The organism is Ruminococcus sp. RTP21358st1_G6_RTP21358_211008 (assembly GCF_040908885.1).
GTDB lineage: Bacteria > Bacillota > Clostridia > Lachnospirales > Lachnospiraceae > Blautia_A > Blautia_A faecis.
In genome coordinates this window covers 109,952-127,588 of sequence record NZ_JBDGDM010000002.1, presented here as the reverse complement: position 1 = coordinate 127,588, position 17,637 = coordinate 109,952, and the positions used below count along the sequence as shown (strand labels likewise).

Below are 17,637 nucleotides of genomic sequence, written 5' to 3'. Positions count from 1 at the left end.
ATGAAAGAATTATTACTGATCATTGTAAGCTCTGCGCTGGTAAATAACGTAGTCCTGAGCCAGTTCATGGGACTTTGCCCTTTCCTTGGAGTCTCCAAGACTACAGATACGGCAGCTGGTATGGGCGGTGCGGTTATTTTTGTAATCACCTTGTCCTCCTTTGTAACAAGTGTGATCTACAAGCTGATCCTCCAGCCGCTTGATCTGACTTACCTTCAGACCATTGTGTTCATTCTGATCATTGCAGCACTGGTGCAGTTCGTAGAAATGTTCCTGAAGAAAAGTATGCCTTCTCTTTACAAAGCACTTGGCGTGTATCTGCCTCTGATCACCACAAACTGCGCAGTTCTTGGTGTGGCTCTTACAAACGTGCAGAAGGATTACAATATTCTGGAAGGCACTGTAAACGGTTTCGCAACAGCATTTGGTTTCTCCATTTCTATTGTGCTGATGGCAGGAATCCGTGAGAAAATTGCCTACAACGATATTCCGGAAGCTTTCCAGGGATTTCCAACCGTTCTTCTGACAGCTGGACTGATGGCGATTGCGTTCTTCGGATTTTCAGGATTAATTTAAGGAGGCGTCGGGATGAATATTAGTGCGATTATAGCAGCAACAATTCTGGTTGCAGCAGTAGGCCTCTTCATCGGTGTTTTTCTTGGAGCAGCCGGAAAAAAATTTGCTGTTGAAATTGATGAGAAGGAAGTTGCCATAAGAGAAGCTCTTCCTGGAAATAACTGTGGTGGCTGCGGATATCCGGGCTGTGATGGTCTGGCAGCAGCAATTGCCAAAGGTGAAGCGCCTGTAAACCGTTGCCCGGTAGGCGGCGAGCCTGTTGGGAAAATAATTGCCGGTATTATGGGACAGGCGGCAGTTGAGACTGCCCGTCAGGTAGCTCATGTAAAATGCTCCGGAACCTGTGAAAAAGCGAAAGAAGAGTATATTTACACTGGAGTGGAAGACTGCGAGATGCTTCCTTTCGTGCCAAACGGCGGAGCAAAGACCTGTACATATGGCTGCTGTGGCTTTGGTAGCTGCGTAAAGGTCTGTCCATTTGATGCCATTCATATTGTAGATGGCATTGCAGTAGTAGATAAAGAAGCATGTAAAGCCTGTGGTAAATGTGTTGCCAAATGTCCGAGACATCTGATCGAGCTGATTCCGTACGACCAGAAAGTGGCTGTGGACTGCAGCTCCCATGATAAGGGCAAACAGGTAATGGCTGCCTGTGAGATTGGCTGTATCGGTTGCAAGAAGTGCGAGAAGACCTGTCCGAACGGTGCAATTACCGTTGAAGATTTCTGTGCACATATTGATTATGAGAAGTGTACAGGATGCGGAGCATGTAAGGAGGCCTGTCCGAGAGGGGTTATCCGGGAGGCGTAAAATAAAAATGAAAAGCCTGTATTTTCAGACTGTTGGCATAGAATGTAATTTTTATGAGAACCAGCAGCTGGAATACAGGCTTTTTATATTGTAGAAATGTTCCAATTCCCCAAAGTCTTTCAGACAGCCATCTTTTTTGTTTACGCTTCGTTGCGTGTGTGGTATGATGTTCCAATCAGGATTATATAGTTGCAGATAAAGAATACTGCAAGATTTTTTTTATTAAATATTACAAACAAAAGAGGAGACATGCATATGATCTGGAAATTAATTTGGCTGTTTCTCATCTATTCCTTTGCAGGATGGGTGCTTGAGACAGTTCTTGCATCCCTGAAACAGAAGAAATTCGCAAACAGAGGTATTATCAACGGTCCGTTCTGTCTGATCTATGGATTTGGAGGATTCTTCATTACTGCATTTACAAGAGAACTGACTGGCATCTGGCTGTTTCTTGGCTGTGCCATTGTAGCCTCCCTGCTTGAGTGGATCGCCGGTCATTTAATTGAAATGTGGTACCACGAAAGATGGTGGGATTACCGGAATATCAAGTGGAATCTGGATGGATATGTCAGCGTACCGACCTCCTGTGTCTGGGGTCTTCTTGGTGTATTTGTGATCAAAATTGGAAACGGGCTTTGCATGTCTTTGTACAGTCTTCTTCCGGGACTTATAAGCAGAATTCTCATACTGGTTCTGATGGGATTTCTGGCAGTGGATGCTATTGCCACACTGACCATCCTTTTTGGGCACAGCAAGAATCCTGAAAGATGGATCGCTGCTGACCGGGATATTGATTCCGCAACAAAGAAGCTTGGGGCAAAAATTGATGATGTTGTAAATCGTCGAATTACCAAAGCATATCCTCAGAAGCAGCACACGGAGAGCGAAGAGGCACATCCGGAGATTTTTGCCTACGGCTGCAGCTTTTATAAAATCGTACTGCTGTTTTTTATCGGCGCATTTCTTGGAGATATTACAGAGACTATTTTCTGCAGGATCACAGCCGGATATTGGATGAGCCGCAGCAGTGTGGTATGGGGAGATTTCAGTATTGTGTGGGGCCTTGCCATTGCAGCAGTTACAGCTCTTCTCTACAAATACAGAAACCGCTCCCAGCAGTTCCTTTTCTGGATGGGTACATTTCTTGGTGGTGCCTATGAATATATCTGCAGTGTTTTCACAGAAATTGTATTTGGAACTGTATTCTGGGATTACAGTGATATCCCGTTTAACCTTGGCGGCAGGATTAATCTTCTGTATTGCTTCTTCTGGGGATTTGCAGCAGTGGCATGGTTTAAAATATTCTATCCGCCTGTTTCCAGGCTGATCGAGAAGATTCCGGTGAAAATTGGAAAAATCATTACCTGGCTTCTTATTATATTTATGCTTGCTGACGGAATTGTATCCAGCGCTGCACTTGCGCGTTATAATGCCAGAAGCAATGGCATAGAAGCGGAAAACAGCTTTGAAAGCTGGGTGGACAAACATTTTGACGATGAGCGGATGGCGCAGGTATATCCCAAGGCAAAGAAGGTTGGTTAAGGACTTGTTTTAACCGAATAATTGCTTGATATAAATTCTAGAAGTTATAATAATGCTGTCAGTGTGAAAGGATTTTTTACACCGACAGCTTATTTTTTGCCGGAATTTAACAGGGGGAAAACAGCGGATTTTACAAATAATGTATAAAATCATACGTGTTCGAATTAATCGCTTTATGAAAAAGAAGGAGAAAATGTACATGAAAGCAAAAAAGATCAGCGCATTATTATTAGCAGCAGCAATGACCGCTTGTGCGGTTCCTGCACAGGGTGCAGCAGCAGATGAACCAAAAGTTCCGAAATATATTTTCTTGTTTATTGGTGATGGAATGAGTTATCCTCAGGTTCAGACAACAAACTATTATCTGAATGCAATTGAAGATGATGGAGATGATATTCTTACAAGTGAAAGCAAGCTGAATATGATGAAATTTCCGGTAGCAGGCTCTGCGCAGACCTATGACAGCACTTCATTCTGTCCTGATTCCGCTTCTACAGCTACTTCCATTTCCACAGGTCATAAGACTTATAGTGGAACCATCAATATGGATGAGAAGATGGAAACTTCTTATGAGACAATTGCTGAAAAATTAAAAAAACAGCTTGGCTATAAGGTTGGAATTCTTTCTTCCGTAAACTTAAATCATGCAACACCGGCTGCATTTTATGCTCATCAGGCTTCCCGAAATAACTATTATGAAATTGGTCAGGAACTGATTGCAAGTAATTTTGATTATTTTGCAGGTGGTGGTCTTAAGAAAACAACTGGTTCAGAGGGAGACCAGACAGATTTATATGAGCTTGCTCAGGAAGCTGGATATAAAGTGATTAAGACAAAAGCAGAGGCAGAAAATCTTACTGCAGAAGATGGAAAAGCAATTGTAATTGATGAGACACTTGCTGATGACGATGCGATGAGCTATGATATGGATCTGGAAGATGGCGAATGGGGTCTTTCTGACTATGTGAAAAAAGGTATTGAAGTTCTGGATAATGATACTGGATTTTTCATGATGGTTGAGGGAGGAAAAATTGACTGGGCCTGTCATGCAAATGATGCAGCTGCAACTATTACAGATACTGTTGCAATGGATGAGGCAGTGGGAAAAGCTGTTGATTTTTATAACGAGCATCCAGACGAAACTTTGATTTTGGTAACAGGTGATCACGAGACAGGTGGTCTTACCATAGGATTTGCAGGCACCGACTATGATACATTTCTTGCAAATATCAGTAATCAGAAAATCTCTTACGCAAAATTTGATTCTGATTATGTAGCGGCATATAAAGAAAACAAAACTGATTTTGATACAGTAATGGCTGATATCACAGAACTCTTTGGTCTGCAGGCACCTACTGGTACAACAGAGTCCTCAAATCAGGCTGACAGCAAGGATGTGCACCCAGAAGGCGAAGAAGATAAGGGAAGTCTTGTAATGACAGATTATGAGTATCAGAAGCTTCAGAATGCTTATGAGGAAACAATGAGCAGAACAGGAGAAGAGGAAGAGTTTGGTCAGGAAGAATATCTGATGTATGGAAGCTATGAACCACTTACTGTAACAATTACTCATATTCTGAACAACAAGTCTGGCATTAATTTTGCATCTTATGCACATACAGGACTTCCGGTGGAAGTATTTGCCATGGGAGCCGGACAGGAGCAGTTTGAAGGCTATTATGACAATACCGATATTTTCAATAAAGTGGCTGCAATTACAGGAGTAAAATAAATGGTAAGAGACAGACTTAAAAAAAGTTCTGTTTCTATAATAGCAATATTGTTAATCCTCATCCTCATAGTTCTTCCAACGGGCTATGAGGATGCTGCTATTTATAAGGGAACAGACAGAGTAAGAGCAAAGGTGATTTCCACAGATGAAAGCTCTGTGATTAATAATGGCTTGATTCAGTCAGGCGAGCAGTATTGTAAGGTGAAAATACTTGATGGAAAGTTTAAAAATGAGACTGCAGATGCAGTAAATATGCTGAGTGGCTCTTTGGAAGCGGACAAAATATTTCAGAAAGGAGATGTTGCCCATGTAGTAATCAGTTATAGCAAAGATAAGATTCTTTCAATTATGATGAGTGACCATTATCGTCTGGATAAAGAAGCTATTCTGGCTGGATTATTTGTTTTGCTTTTAATCGGGTTTGCAGGAAAAACAGGTTTAAGAGCAGTATATTCGTTTCTCATTACAATTTTGGCAATCTGGAAAATTTTGACACCAGCTTATTTAAAAGGTGCGAATCCAATATGGTGGGGAATTGCGTTGACTGCCTTTCTTACTCTTCTTATTATATTTTTGGTGTACGGATTTGACAGAAAAACACTGGCTGCATCTTCAGGTGCTTTGCTGGGGGTGTTTGTGACTTGTGTTATGGGGTGTATTTTTACAGACGCTTTTAAAATTCACGGAGCAGTTATGGCATATTCGGAAAGTCTTTTGTACGCTGGTTATCAGAATCTGAATCTTTCTCAGATTTATATGAGCGGTATTTTTATCGGAGCATCAGGTGCTATGATGGATCTGTCCGTTGATATTACTTCGGCAGTAAATGAAGTAATTTGTAAAAAGCCGAATATTGGATGGAAAGAAGCAGCCAGATCAGGAATGAATGTTGGCAGAGCAGCAATGGGAACTATGACTACCACATTGCTTCTTGCTTATTCTGGCGGTTATATTGCTCTTTTGATGACGTTTATGGCGCAGGGAACACCAATTGATAATATTATGAATTACAAGTATGTTGCAGCTGAATTACTGGATACTGTAGTTGGAAGCTTCGGGCTTGTGACAGTTGCCCCTTTTACAGCCCTGACAAGTGCCTGGCTTCTTACAAAGAAAAAATAATACTACACTTTTACTATTATTTTCTGAAAATTAAAGTGCTATACTCCTTTCGGACAAGGAAATAAGGGCCCGCAAGTTTCCTTCCTGCAACTGAAAGGAGTATTTTATTATTATGAAAAGAAAATATATCGCTTGCCGGCGCGTCCTTTTTGAAAAAATCGAATGAATGTTTGCTTTTTTCGGTGGAATATGGTATGATGACAAAGAATTTCGAATATAACTCTTTACAATAGATAAAACAGGAGGTCCTCCCCATGATCTCATTCATCCGAGGAACAGTAGCAGACCTTACCGAGAATTCTGCAATCATAGAATCAAATTGCATCGGATTTGAAATAAATATGACCGGAAACGCTCTGGCACAGCTGCACATTGGACAGGAAGTGAAGCTTCATACTTATTTTCAGGTAAGAGAAGATGCAATGGTTCTCTATGGATTTTTCAATAAAGATGATTTACAGGTGTTTAAACTCCTTCTTGGTGTAAACGGAGTTGGACCGAAAGCTGCTCTGGGAGTTCTGGCAGGAATCACTGCAGATGAGCTTCGCTTTGCTGTTCTTTCCGATGATGTGAAAACTTTGTCAAAAGCCCCTGGAATCGGTAAAAAAACAGCCCAGAAGCTGATCCTGGAGCTGAAGGATAAGCTCAGTCTGGAAGAAGCCTTTGAGCAGAAGCTTGCCAATGAACAGGCTCAGGCTACTACAGCTGCAGCTGGAGCAGGAATGACAGATGCCAGACAGGAAGCAGTAGAAGCACTGGTGGCACTTGGCTACAGCAGTACAGATGCCCTCCGCGCAGTGCGCAAGGTGACAGATGTGGAGCCGACGGATGTAGAAGGAATCCTGAAAGCTGCATTGAAGAATTTTTAGATTCCATAAATTTTTTCGCAAAGGGTGCTATCGTGAATGAAATGCATCCCGGTATATAAATGCAAACACTAATTTCAAGAGGTAAAAAATGGACAATCGTATCATAACCACTGATGTTATGGAAGAGGATTTTTCTCTGGAAGGGAATCTTCGCCCACAGACCCTGGACGAGTATATTGGCCAGGAAAAAACCAAAAATACCTTAAAAGTATATATTGAAGCTGCCAAACAGCGTCACGATTCCCTGGACCATGTCCTTTTCTATGGCCCTCCGGGACTTGGAAAAACTACCCTTTCCGGTATTATTGCCAATGAAATGGGTGTGCATATGAAAGTGACTTCCGGCCCTGCAATTGAGAAGCCTGGAGAAATGGCGGCGATTCTGAATAATCTTCAGGAAGGGGATATTCTTTTTGTAGACGAGATCCATCGCCTGAACAGACAGGTGGAAGAGGTGCTTTATCCTGCCATGGAGGATTTCGCCATCGATATTATGATCGGGAAGGGCGCTTCCGCCAGGTCGATCCGACTGGATTTGCCGAAATTTACCCTTGTAGGTGCTACCACCAGAGCCGGGCTTCTTTCTGCGCCGCTCCGCGACCGTTTTGGTGTAATTCATCATCTGGAATTTTACAGTAAGAAGGAACTAACCACAATCATCATGCGCTCTGCCCAGGTACTTGGAGTAGAAATTGACGTGAAAGGTGCCGGAGAGATCGCCATGCGCTCCCGGGGAACGCCCCGTCTTGCAAACCGTCTGTTAAAGCGTGTCCGTGATTTTGCCCAGGTGAAATATGATGGAAGGATCACTTACGATGTTGCATGCTTTGCTTTGAACCTTCTGGAGGTAGATCAATATGGTCTGGACAAACTGGACCGCCAGATCCTGACTACTCTTATTGTAAATTTCAAAGGCGGCCCTGTTGGACTTGACACTTTGGCAGCAGCCATCGGTGAAGATTCCGGTACTTTAGAAGATGTGTATGAGCCGTACCTTCTGAAAAATGGCTTTCTGAACCGCACCCCGAGAGGGCGGATGGCCTCCGCACTTGCTTACGAACACCTTGGTTTTCCTGTTCCGGAAATATAAAAGATAAACTTTTGTAAAAAATCCTATACTTTTCAACATTTTTCGATTATAATAGGAGTGCTTACATAAATTGTAATACGAAAAGATAATAAACAGACTGGTTTTTCCGGGCATATTATGTTGCTGGTCACAGAGTGAACAGTAACAATATGAAGTTGCTGTTTTCTGCTAATATTCCGCGATACGGTTACTGTCTATAGAAGAAAAGCAGCGGATTATTTGTGGGTAACAGTGTAAGGAGAAGCTGGTAGTATAAAGATACAGGAGGCTTGAACGAATGGCGGTCAAGAATACAGCACAGGTGATCATCGGGGGTAAGATCATTACCCTTGGAGGATATGAATCAGAGGAATATTTCCAGCAGGTTGCATCATATATGAATAAGAAGATAGGAGAGCTGGAGACTGTGCCAGGATACGGCAGACAGCCTATGGAGACCAAGCATATGCTTCTCAGCCTGAACATTACCGACGATTACTTCAAGGCGAAGAAGCAGGTGGAGACTTATGAACTTGATCTGCAGCAGAAGGATCAGGAGATGTATGATCTGAAGCATGAGCTTATTTCTCTTCGTATGCAGATTGAAGAGGCACAGAAGAATGAACAGGAAGCCCTTGACGAGAAGAATCTTCTGGAGGGTAAAGTAAAAGAACTGGAAAAAGAACTGGATGAAATGCTGAAATAATAGCAGGAGGGATTGCTTAGGTGATTCCTCTTTTCCTTTATCAGAGTGTGTAAAAAACGTTTTCGCAATTTGCAGATTTAGGCCTGCTATACATAAAGGAAAAAGCTGTGAATTGTGGAGGCTGTTTTCATTGAAGAAACCTTAAATTTTCATAAAAATTGGAGGACAAACTTTGAATCCTAATAACATAGAATTGCTGGCTCCTGCCGGTTCCTACGAAGGCTTTGAAGCTGCACTTGGAGCAGGTGCGGACGCTGTGTACGTAGGCGGTGCAATGTTCGGAGCCAGAGCATATGCCCAGAATTTTAACGAAGAAGAGCTTCTTCGCGCCATTGATGTGGCGCATATTCATGGTAAGAAGCTGTATCTTACGGTCAATACCCTGTTAAAAAATAGAGAATTAAAAGAAGAACTGGTTTCCTATCTGGAACCATACTACAATGCAGGCCTGGATGCAGTGATCGTCCAGGATATGGGAGTATTTTCCCTTTTGAAAAAAGAATTTCCGAAACTTCACCTTCATGCCAGCACGCAGATGACTGTAACTGGTCCGGAAGGAATGAAATTCCTGGCAGATCAGGGGGCGACCCGGGTGGTAGCTGCAAGAGAACTTTCCCTTCAGGAACTTTCCCGTATGCATGAAGCCTGCCCAATTGAGATAGAGGCTTTTGTCCATGGAGCACTTTGCTACAGCTATTCAGGACAATGTCTGATGAGCAGTCTTTTGGGAGGCAGAAGCGGAAACAGAGGCCGTTGTGCCCAGCCTTGCCGTCTGCCATACCAGGTGAAGAATTTCAGGGCAAAAGAGTATGGAAAAGGAGAATTCTGCCCGTTAAGCCTGAAAGATATCTGTACCATTGAAATTTTACCTGAAATTATAGAAGCGGGAGTTACCTCTCTGAAAATAGAGGGCAGAATGAAGCAGCCGGCTTACACTGCTGGCGTTACCGGTATGTATCGGAAATATCTGGATTTTCTTTTTGAAAAAGGACCTGCGAATTATCACGTGACAGAAAAAGATAAAAAATATCTTCTGGATCTGTTTAATAGAGGCGGTTCCTGTACAGGCTACTATCAGATGGGAAATGGTCCTCAGATGATGGCATTTACAAATGAGAAAAAAACGGGGGAAGTTTTTCTGGAAACGAAGCAGCTGAAAGAGAAAATTACAGGCGAACTTCACCTTGTCCCCGGTTCTCCGGTTCTTCTTCATGTTTCCTGTCAGGGGGAAGATGCATATGAATGTGTTGGAGAAGTACAATACGCAAAGAGCCAGCCGGTAACGGAAGAGCGGGTGCGTCAGCAGATGGACAAGCTGGGAAACACCTCATTTATATGGGAAAAACTGGAAATTTATATGGAAGATTCCGTTTTTGTTCCCATGAAGACTTTAAATGAAGCGCGGCATCAGGCATTAGAGGATCTGAAGGAGAAGCTTTTACAAAAATACAGGCGAAACGTGGGAGACGAGCGGGTTAAGAGAATTGCGGAGGAGACGCCGGCAAAAATCAGTGCGATTGCGGCCTGTGATAATGTTCCCCGCAAAAAAGAGGAATACATTCCGGTTTACGTGTCCTGTGAAAGCGAGGAGGCTTCTGAAGTCCTCTGCCAAAAAGACGGAATCCAGGGTATTTATCTTCCTTACGCATTAATAGAGAAACATTTGCAGACAGGTCTTGACAATGGAAAAGAAATGTATCTTTCTCTTCCTCACATTACAAGAGAAAATCCACCGGAAGGCTATATGGAGCAGGTGAAAAAGTGGCTGGAAGCAGGGCTGAGCGGATTTCTTGTGCGGAATCTGGAGTCCTACAGTGCACTGGCACAGATGGGACTGGCAGACAAGTGTGTGCTGGATCACTCCCTGTATACCTGGAATGATGAAGCCATCCGTTTCTGGAAAGATCAGGGAATCCTTCGAAATACAGTTCCCCTGGAGCTGAATGAGAAGGAACTTCGCCACAGAGAAAATGCAGGCAGCGAGATGATTGTCTACGGCCGTCTGCCTCTTATGCACAGCGCCCAGTGTGTACGAAAGAATACTTTCGGCTGCAATGGACAGGAGGAGAGGCTTGTTCTGAAAGACCGTTATGACAAGGAATTTCCTGTAGTCTGTTATTGTCGTCCATGGAAAATGGGAAATACAAAGGCGGCAGAGTCGTGTTATAATATCATCTATAACAGTCTGCCATACGGTCTTTTGAAGGAAGCTGACAGGGTGAAAGCGCTTGGTGTTTCATCTGTAAGACTGGCTTTTACCATAGAAAGCAGGGAAGAAACAGAACGGATCGTGGAAGACTTTGTGGCTGCATATCATGGCAGCCAGGTATCTCACGAATATGAGTTTACAAAAGGTCATTTTAAAAGAGGAGCCGAGTAAAGGCGTATGATTAATATTGTTGTTGAATTATCCAAATATGTGATCCTGACACTGATGATCGTGTACACAGTTTTGTGCTACTACCTTGTTGTGGGGAAACACGCTTCAGACAGGAAAGGACTTTTAAGAAGTCAGATCACTTTAACCTTTTTTCTGGATTTTACCGCATTTGTTGTGATTTTTCTGAAAACCTTTGATTTTAAGGTTGTCATCTTTTATGCAGAAATGATGATATATTTTGCTGCGATCCTTATTTTATACCGCAGAATTTATAAAAATGCGTCTATGCTGCTTTTAAATAATATGTGCATGCTTTTAAGCGTTGGATTTATAATGCTGTGCAGGCTGGATATTGCCTCTGCCAATAAGCAGCTTTTGATCGTTGCGTGCGGAAGTGCAGTGGCGCTGGTGATCCCGGTTATGATCCGCAAGATGAAATTTCTCAAGGATCTTACCTGGGTGTATGCAGGGCTTGGGATTGTTCTTCTTGGAGCAGTTCTTGTTCTGGCACAGACAAGCTACGGCGCCAAGCTTTCTCTGATGGGAATCCAGCCTTCCGAGGTGATCAAGCTCACCTTTGTGTTCTTTATGGCATCCCTTCTGGCAAGAGAGGTAACTTTTAAGAAAGTTGTGCTGGCTACTGTTGTGGCAGGTCTCCATGTGGGAATCCTGGTGCTTTCAAGAGATCTTGGAAGCGCTGTAATCTTTTTTGCAGCTTATCTGGTGCTGATCTATGTATCAACCAGGAAGCCGGCATACCTTTGCATTGGAATTGCAGGCGGTACAGCAGGCGCTGTAGTGGCATATCACCTGTTTGGTCATGTAAGGCAGCGTGTCAGTGCGTGGAAAGATCCTATGGCAGTTTATCAGAATGAAGGATACCAGATTGTACAGTCCCTGTTTGCCATTGGTACAGGCGGATGGTTTGGAATGGGACTTTGCCAGGGCTCTCCGGAGAAAATTCCGGTTGTAAAAAACGACTTTATTTTCAGTGCGATCTGCGAGGAGCTTGGCGGGATTTTTGCCATCTGCCTGATCTTTGTGTGTATGAGCTTTTTCCTTACTATCGTGGAGATTGCCCTGCAGATCAAGAATCCATTTTATAAACTGATCGCCATTGGTCTTGGTGCGGAATATGCGTTTCAGGTGTTCCTTACCATTGGAGGTGCTACCAAATTCATACCTATGACAGGTGTGACTCTTCCTCTGGTCAGCTATGGAGGAAGTTCCATTATGTGTATGATTTTGATGATCGCTATTATCCAGGGCTTGTATATTTATAGAGAGGACGAGGACGAAGAAATTGAGAGACATCGACGAGAGGCAGCAAAGAGAGCGAGACAGAGAGCTGTTGAGGCAGCGGAAGAAAGAGATTACTAAAAAGCGCAAAGCCAGAAATAAAGAATATACCTTTGTTTCCATCTTCTTTGGGATTATTTTTATCAGTATGATCGGGTATCTGATTTATTTCGATGGCTTTAAAAGCGATGATTTTATTAACAGCCCTTACAATACCAGACAGGATTCCTTTTCCGACCGTGTAGTACGAGGTAAGATCCTGTCTTCTGACGGACAGATTTTGGCGCAGACCAATGTAAGTGAGGATGGAACTGAGACACGTAATTATCCATATTCCAATATGTTCTCCCATGTTGTGGGTTATGATACCAATGGAAAAAGCGGTCTGGAATCAGAGGCGAACTTTACCCTTCTGACTTCCCATTCTTTTTTTCTGACGCAGATGAAGAATCAGTTCCTTAATGAGAAGAATACAGGAGATACGGTTGTATCTACCCTGAATGCCAATCTTCAGAGCATTGCATACAATGCATTGGGTGACAGAAGAGGGGCTGTTGTGGTAATGGAACCATCTACCGGAAAAAGGCTTGTAGAAGTGAGCAAGCCTGATTTTGATCCCAATACCATTGGGGATAATTGGGACTATCTGGTAAACGACGAGAATGACAGCAGTCTTCTGAACAGAGCCACAAATGGTGCATATCCGCCAGGTTCCACCTTCAAGGTTGTGACTGCACTTGACTATTTCCGCAAAAAAGGAACTTTTGAGGGATACAATTATATCTGTGAGGGAAGTATCACCTTGCAGGATCACACGATCCACTGTTATCACAATACAGTTCACGGGCAGGAGAATTTCTATTCTGCATTTGCAAATTCCTGTAACTGTGCATTTGCAGATATTGGAGTTGGTCTTGGGGGTGCGTCTCTTCGCGAGACTGCGGAGAATCTTCTGTTTAACAAGAGTCTGCCTCTGAACTCCTACAGAACCAGCAGCTTTTCCCTTGATGCAGATTCCGTAACGCCTCTGATCATGCAGACTGCCATTGGACAAGGCAATACTCTTGTGTCTCCTATGCATATGGCATTGATCACCTGTGCCATTGCAAATGACGGTGTTCTGATGAAACCTTATCTTATTGACGAGGTGGTAAATGACAATGGCGATTCAGTAAAAAAGACAGAACCGGTAGCTTATAAACGGCTGATGAGTTCCAATGAGGCCAATCTTCTTGGCAAATTAATGAAACAGGTGGTTGATTCCGGTACAGCTTCCGCACTTTCCGGCAGAAGCTATACAGTAGCAGGTAAGACTGGTTCCGCAGAGTTTGACGAGGAAGGACACAGCCATTCCTGGTTTATCGGCTATTCCAATGTGGATGATCCGGATCTGGTGGTTGCCGTGATCGTGGAGAATGGCGGTTCCGGCAGTGAGGCAGCAGTTCCGATTGCGGGACAGATTTTTGATGCTTATCACGCCAGCTAACAGCAATCTATATGATATTCCCTGTTGCCAGTTTTCTGAAAAAGAGGTATACTATATACAGTTTAGAAAACACACGCATTACAGGAGGATTGCAGCATGATAGAAGCAACGAGCTGTGGCGGTGTGGTAATTCATCGAGGTAAGATTCTTGCACTATATAAATCTTACAAAAACCGTTACGAAGGCTGGGTTTTACCGAAAGGAACCGTAGAGCCAGGAGAGACTCATGAGCAGACCGCATTGCGGGAAGTGAAGGAGGAAGCTGATGTCAGAGCTTCCATTGTGAAGTATGTAGGCAAGAGCCAGTACAATTTCACAGTGCCGGAAGACATGGTCAATAAAGAGGTACACTGGTATCTTATGACGGCGGATAATTATCATAGCAAGCCTCAAAGAGAGGAATTTTTCGTGGACTCCGGGTATTACAAGTTTCACGAGATTTACCATCTGCTTCGTTTTGCAAACGAGAAGCAGATCGTTGAGAAGGCGTACCAGGAATATCTGGAACTGCGAAGTGCCGGATTATGGGACAGGCAGCAGAAATATTTCTGATTCATGGGGAGAATAAAGGCTGCGTAGCTGATTTACGCAGCCTTTATTATATGATAATGTTGCTAGAGCCTGTTTGAAAAAGCATTCCCGCAATCTGCACGCCCCACTTTGCGGTATATTTTGCCCGAATTCGGTTGCCGTAGCCCGCTACGGCGCCCTCCTCCGGACAAAATCTCCCACAAATTGTGACGCACATCTTGCAGAAAGCCTTTTTCAAACACGCTCTAGCATCTGACAGGTTCGTTCTGTGAACGAGGTTCACAAGAAATGCTTTGCGGAATAGTTGCAAAATGTTTAAAATTTCCAGAGAAGGGAATCATTAATATAACAAAAGGTGTATGTCAAGCAGTAATAACAAAGGAGAGTTGTGCCGAATATGCTGAAATGGCGAGAAGACTATTATGTGGGAGAAGGAATCAAAGACGCGGCAAAAGCACGGAAGAGGATTGACGCAGGCAGGGTGGCTTTTGGTGTTTATCTGGTTACATTGTCTGAGAATCCGGGAAATCTTCTTGAAATTGTACCGTCCTACATGCTGATCCAGAAGAGCTATTATGCCAGATGTCCTGAGATTGTTGGTATGGCGAAGGGAAAAGACGAAGCCATTGATCTGGCAGTAGATATTGTGAAGAATATTTACGGGGAGACAGGTGCATTTCAGGTAAAAGAATATTTTAAGAACAGGTGAGCGCATGTTACATATACTGTGGATCCTCATAAAGTTTATATTGATCATACTGGGAATCCTGCTGGGACTTGCGCTTCTGGCAGTGCTTCTTCTGTTGTTCTGCCCGGTACGCTACCAGGCGAGGGCTGTGAAGGAGACCGGCAGCTTCAAGGAGACAGAACTGGAAGCCAGAATTACCTGGCTGTTCCACGTCATAGGCGTCAGGTTTTGCTTTCATAATGGAGAAGGAAAGCTGGTGATCCTGTTTTTTGGAGTTTCATTAGAAACTATAAAAGGCTGGCTTAAGAAGCTAAAAGGCGGCAGAAGAAAGAACTCCGTCAGCCAAACCTCCAGGAGTAAGGCAAAGAAGAGGAAAAAGAAATCTGCGCAAACGAAGGGAATATCTCAGGAGAACAGAACAAAAAAGCCAGATGTAAAAGAAGCTTCTGGTGAAGAGTCGAATGTGAGTAATGCTGTTGCTGAAGAGAAAACTAAGCAGATGGCAGAGTCTCGCATAGAAACTGAGAAGAAAGCATCTCAGCCTGAAGCACATGCAGCAGAGAATTTTCAAGATCATGCACCAAAAACTGAGGCGGTGCTGTTGGAAAATAATACAGCAGAACCGCAGACAGGGAAGCCATCAGCAGAGAAGCAGGAAGAAAATATCAAATCTGCTTCAAAGTCCGGCTTAATTACGCGTATTTGGGAAATACTAAGCAAAATAATCCGATTCCCGGGTAATCTGTGGAATAAGGTTATTTCAATAATTAAAGGTATAATTGAGAAAATTAAAAATATAAAGAAAACAATTTCAGGAATCACAGATAAGCTTGGCTGGTGGAAAGAATTTCTTACCAATGAACGGACCAAGGCTGCAATTTCTCTTATATGGAAAGATGCAAAAGGTCTGCTCCATCATGTACTTCCAACGAAATTGGAAGGTGATGTTACTTTTGGATGCGATGATCCGGCCATTACCGGGACAGTTCTGGCAGTGCTTGGTATGACCTTTCCATTTCACAAGAACAGGATTCAGGTGAATCCGCTTTTTGATGGAGAGAACCAGCTGACTGGAAATGTATTTCTGAAAGGTCGTATTTATGGCATTGTGCTTATCAAGGCAGCAATAGAGATTTACTTCAATAAAAATATGAAATACGTTATCAACCGATGGAAGCATAAGGAGGACTAGAAATGGAAAACGAAAACAACTTTAAAGAAACCGTAAGCTCCCTGTTTAAGGGAATGGATGGATTTGTATCTGCGAAGACAGTGGTAGGAGATGCGATCCATGTAGGAGACACCATTATACTTCCCCTGGTGGATGTATCCTTTGGTGTAGGCGCTGGTGCATTTGCAGGTGATAAAAAGAACAATGGCGGCGGAGGTCTCGCCGGAAAGATGACCCCATGCGCAGTTCTGGTAATCCAGAATGGTACCACCAAGCTTGTAAACGTAAAGAACCAGGATGGTCTTACTAAAGTTCTGGATATGGTTCCTGACTTTGTAAACCGCTTCGCACCTGGCGGAGATAACAGCGCGGATGAAACTGTAGATTCTGAAGAGAACTAGATCGTGTCTGATCGAGTAACTGATTATAAAAGCTGCAGGCGGTTATTTTAGAAGTTAATGTGTTCAGATGTGGCATTTCAGCATAAAATATACTAAACCAAAGAGGCAAGGCTGTATGAATTATGGGAAAAGCTCTTGGTTTTATGCTGTTTTTCATCGGACTTGGAATGGTGATCGGCTTGCTTGTCTCCGAGACCACCGCACTTCTGATTGCAGCAGCTTTGTGTATGCTGTGTGGCTATCATTTATTTTGTAAATAAAATGGGTATGAAAAGATTATCAGCGAATCCTTTCATACCCATTTACATTTTATGTAACTATCCTTTTTATTAAAATAATTTCTGTCTGGGAGAAGCTGCTCTGGAGTTTGTTGAAAAAGGCCTTCTGCAAAATGTGCGCCATACTTTGCGGGAATGATTTTCAACCACACTTAGAAAATACTTATTCGGGAAACAAAAAAAATAGCCCCCACAAAACTGTGAGGGCAGGTGTTTCTTAGGCTCTTTCAACGTTTCCGGATCTTAAGCAGGAAGTACATACGTACATTTTCTTAGCTCCGCCTTCAGTTTTAACCTTAACGGATTTCACGTTTGATTTCCACATCTTATTGGATCTTCTATGGGAATGACTCACATTATTTCCGAAATGAGCACCTTTTTCACAAATTGCGCATTTAGCCATGATAGCACCTCCTTGACGCTTTTTTTCAACAGTTCATATTCTAACAGATGGAAAAACATTTTGCAAGCAAAAAAAGGAAAATTTTAAAACAATTTAAAATAAATTTGCTATTTGCGTGGATGCGTGCTAAAATTGGACATTGTGTTATGAATGAAAAAAGGGTATAATATGGTATATACATTTTGAAAATCAAATTAATGGAGGTAAACCATATGAAGGGACGTATAGATTCCGGCCTTGGCCAGATCATTATTGATACGGATGTAATCGCGACTTATGCAGGAAGCGTTGCAGTAGAATGTTTTGGTATTATCGGTATGGCCGCTGTCAGCATGAAGGACGGCCTTGTAAAGCTGCTCAGGAGAGATTCCTTACAGCATGGTATAAATGTTAAGATCACAGAAGATAATAAGATTCGCCTTGATTTTCATGTAATCGTGGCGTACGGTGTGAATATCAGCACTATTGCAGATAATCTTGTAAACAATGTGAAATATAAAGTCGAGGCTTTTACAGGAATGGAGATTGAGAAGATCAACATTTACGTAGAAGGTGTTCGTGCAATAGATTAGGA

Annotated in this window: 19 protein-coding genes and 1 pseudogene; 18 read left to right on the top strand and 2 right to left on the bottom strand. The window is 42.9% G+C overall.

Annotated elements, in window-relative coordinates:
• The 12 genes from rsxA (at position 1) to AB5Z12_RS01320 (ending at position 14,143) form a co-directional block, all read left to right on the top strand.
• The gene (gene rsxA, locus AB5Z12_RS01375; RefSeq protein WP_021925525.1) at positions 1 to 576 is read left to right on the top strand and encodes an electron transport complex subunit RsxA; all 576 of its coding nucleotides are present in this window, start codon (positions 1 to 3) and stop codon (positions 574 to 576) included.
• A 12-nt stretch (positions 577 to 588) separates the two neighbouring features.
• Positions 589 to 1,386, top strand: coding sequence for an RnfABCDGE type electron transport complex subunit B (locus tag AB5Z12_RS01370; protein WP_173773324.1), 798 nt, complete (start codon positions 589 to 591; stop codon positions 1,384 to 1,386).
• A 255-nt stretch (positions 1,387 to 1,641) separates the two neighbouring features.
• Positions 1,642 to 2,928, top strand: coding sequence for a putative ABC transporter permease (locus tag AB5Z12_RS01365; RefSeq protein ID WP_330602879.1), 1,287 nt, complete (start codon positions 1,642 to 1,644; stop codon positions 2,926 to 2,928).
• A 193-nt stretch (positions 2,929 to 3,121) separates the two neighbouring features.
• The gene (locus AB5Z12_RS01360) at positions 3,122 to 4,660 is read left to right on the top strand and encodes an alkaline phosphatase (protein ID WP_173773322.1); all 1,539 of its coding nucleotides are present in this window, start codon (positions 3,122 to 3,124) and stop codon (positions 4,658 to 4,660) included.
• Positions 4,661 to 5,782 carry a YibE/F family protein gene (locus AB5Z12_RS01355; protein WP_173773321.1) on the top strand — a complete coding sequence of 374 codons (1,122 nt, stop codon included), beginning with the start codon at positions 4,661 to 4,663 and terminating at the stop codon, positions 5,780 to 5,782.
• A 254-nt stretch (positions 5,783 to 6,036) separates the two neighbouring features.
• Entirely contained in the window at positions 6,037 to 6,651 is a 615-nt protein-coding gene (gene ruvA, locus AB5Z12_RS01350; RefSeq protein ID WP_118578051.1) for a Holliday junction branch migration protein RuvA, read from the top strand.
• Between the two features lie 88 nt (positions 6,652 to 6,739).
• Positions 6,740 to 7,741 carry a Holliday junction branch migration DNA helicase RuvB gene (gene ruvB / locus AB5Z12_RS01345; RefSeq protein WP_173715981.1) on the top strand — a complete coding sequence of 334 codons (1,002 nt, stop codon included), beginning with the start codon at positions 6,740 to 6,742 and terminating at the stop codon, positions 7,739 to 7,741.
• Positions 7,742 to 8,018: 277 nt separating this feature from the next.
• Positions 8,019 to 8,426 carry a cell division protein ZapA gene (zapA, locus tag AB5Z12_RS01340; protein WP_021925518.1) on the top strand — a complete coding sequence of 136 codons (408 nt, stop codon included), beginning with the start codon at positions 8,019 to 8,021 and terminating at the stop codon, positions 8,424 to 8,426.
• Positions 8,427 to 8,598: 172 nt separating this feature from the next.
• On the top strand, positions 8,599 to 10,806 hold the full coding sequence (locus AB5Z12_RS01335; RefSeq protein WP_368356996.1) for a DUF3656 domain-containing protein: 2,208 nt from the start codon (positions 8,599 to 8,601) through the stop codon (positions 10,804 to 10,806).
• 6 nt (positions 10,807 to 10,812) lie between these two features.
• Positions 10,813 to 12,186, top strand: a complete 1,374-nt coding sequence (locus AB5Z12_RS01330) for an FtsW/RodA/SpoVE family cell cycle protein (protein ID WP_118578052.1) — start codon at positions 10,813 to 10,815, stop codon at positions 12,184 to 12,186.
• Positions 12,110 to 13,591 (top strand): penicillin-binding protein 2, encoded by a 1,482-nt coding sequence (locus AB5Z12_RS01325; protein WP_187564807.1) that lies wholly within the window; start codon positions 12,110 to 12,112, stop codon positions 13,589 to 13,591. The genes AB5Z12_RS01330 and AB5Z12_RS01325 overlap by 77 nt, the downstream gene beginning before the upstream one ends.
• Positions 13,592 to 13,687: 96 nt before the next feature.
• Complete coding sequence (locus AB5Z12_RS01320) at positions 13,688 to 14,143, top strand: NUDIX hydrolase (RefSeq protein ID WP_021925514.1); 456 nt, start codon at positions 13,688 to 13,690, stop codon at positions 14,141 to 14,143.
• 46 nt (positions 14,144 to 14,189) lie between these two features.
• Here AB5Z12_RS01320 and AB5Z12_RS01315 read toward each other — a convergent pair.
• A pseudogene (locus tag AB5Z12_RS01315) lies at positions 14,190 to 14,300 on the bottom strand (DUF6783 domain-containing protein); the annotation flags it as partial.
• Between AB5Z12_RS01315 and AB5Z12_RS01310 the strand changes: the two are divergent.
• From AB5Z12_RS01310 to AB5Z12_RS01290, 5 genes are all read left to right on the top strand, one after another.
• Positions 14,259 to 14,378, top strand: coding sequence for a DUF6783 domain-containing protein (locus AB5Z12_RS01310; protein ID WP_368357000.1), 120 nt, complete (start codon positions 14,259 to 14,261; stop codon positions 14,376 to 14,378). The pseudogene AB5Z12_RS01315 and the gene AB5Z12_RS01310 overlap by 42 nt on opposite strands.
• Before the next feature lie 141 nt (positions 14,379 to 14,519).
• Positions 14,520 to 14,831 carry a hypothetical protein gene (locus tag AB5Z12_RS01305; RefSeq protein WP_118578053.1) on the top strand — a complete coding sequence of 104 codons (312 nt, stop codon included), beginning with the start codon at positions 14,520 to 14,522 and terminating at the stop codon, positions 14,829 to 14,831.
• Between the two features lie 4 nt (positions 14,832 to 14,835).
• On the top strand, positions 14,836 to 16,002 hold the full coding sequence (locus AB5Z12_RS01300; RefSeq protein WP_368356995.1) for a DUF2953 domain-containing protein: 1,167 nt from the start codon (positions 14,836 to 14,838) through the stop codon (positions 16,000 to 16,002).
• 2 nt (positions 16,003 to 16,004) lie between these two features.
• Positions 16,005 to 16,382 (top strand): GerW family sporulation protein, encoded by a 378-nt coding sequence (locus AB5Z12_RS01295; protein WP_118578055.1) that lies wholly within the window; start codon positions 16,005 to 16,007, stop codon positions 16,380 to 16,382.
• Between the two features lie 122 nt (positions 16,383 to 16,504).
• Positions 16,505 to 16,642, top strand: a complete 138-nt coding sequence (locus AB5Z12_RS01290; protein WP_173715983.1) for a hypothetical protein — start codon at positions 16,505 to 16,507, stop codon at positions 16,640 to 16,642.
• A 235-nt stretch (positions 16,643 to 16,877) separates the two neighbouring features.
• On the opposite strand, the gene rpmB is transcribed toward AB5Z12_RS01290, so the two are convergent.
• Positions 16,878 to 17,063, bottom strand: coding sequence for a 50S ribosomal protein L28 (gene rpmB / locus AB5Z12_RS01285; protein ID WP_118578056.1), 186 nt, complete (start codon positions 17,061 to 17,063; stop codon positions 16,878 to 16,880).
• Between the two features lie 212 nt (positions 17,064 to 17,275).
• On the opposite strand from rpmB, the gene AB5Z12_RS01280 reads away from it, so the two are divergent.
• Complete coding sequence (locus AB5Z12_RS01280) at positions 17,276 to 17,635, top strand: Asp23/Gls24 family envelope stress response protein (protein ID WP_117851829.1); 360 nt, start codon at positions 17,276 to 17,278, stop codon at positions 17,633 to 17,635.
• The last annotated feature ends 2 nt before the right edge of the window (positions 17,636 to 17,637 follow it).